This is a genomic window from Vibrio sp. R-1, from assembly GCF_035615595.1.
In the GTDB taxonomy this organism is placed as follows: Bacteria; Pseudomonadota; Gammaproteobacteria; order Enterobacterales; family Vibrionaceae; genus Vibrio; species Vibrio cholerae.
In genome coordinates, this window is sequence record NZ_WPDC01000275.1 from 1 (window position 1) to 609 (window position 609).

The window sequence follows — 609 nt, forward strand, 5'->3', positions numbered from 1 at the left end:
CCTTAGGCGGGCGTTATAAGGTGGTTTAGCAAAGGAGTCTGTATGCTTGACAAGGAAAATACTGGTCTGATTATCGTTGATATTCAAGGCAAGTTGGTTCGATTGGTTTCTGACAGTAATGAGCTTGTTTCAAATTGCATAAAACTAATTAAAGGAGCTCAATTGCTAGGATTGCCAATAGTTTGGCTTGAGCAAAATCCAGATAAATTAGGTCAAACCATCGAAGAGCTCAGAGTGTTATTGAGTAATCAACAACCGATTAGCAAGTTCAGTTTTGATGCTTGTGGTGAGCCTCGTTTCATCGAGACTATCCAAAAATCGAATAAAACTTCTTGGTTAATATGTGGCATCGAAGCTCACATATGTGTTTATCAAACGGCTATTCATCTCAAAAATCTAGGTTACAACATACATTTAGTGAGTGATTGCGTGTCTTCACGTGATGCATCAAACAAGGAGCTAGCAATTACAAAGCTAGCAGGAGCTGGTGTTGAAATAACAGGTTTAGAAATGAGTCTTTATGAACTGGTTAAAGATTGTCGAGCGCCAGAGTTTAAAGGAATACTCAATCTAATTAAGTAGTTATCCACCTTATAACAAACGCCTCAA

The 609-nt window shown here is 38.1% G+C and carries 1 protein-coding gene; it reads left to right on the plus strand.

Features of this window, described 5'->3' with window-relative positions; translation table 11 throughout:
- Positions 1-42: 42 nt before the first annotated feature.
- A complete protein-coding gene (locus tag GOU96_RS18095) occupies positions 43-582 on the plus strand; it encodes a hydrolase (protein WP_324702112.1) in 540 nt (179 codons plus the stop codon).
- Positions 583-609: the final 27 nt, after the last annotated feature.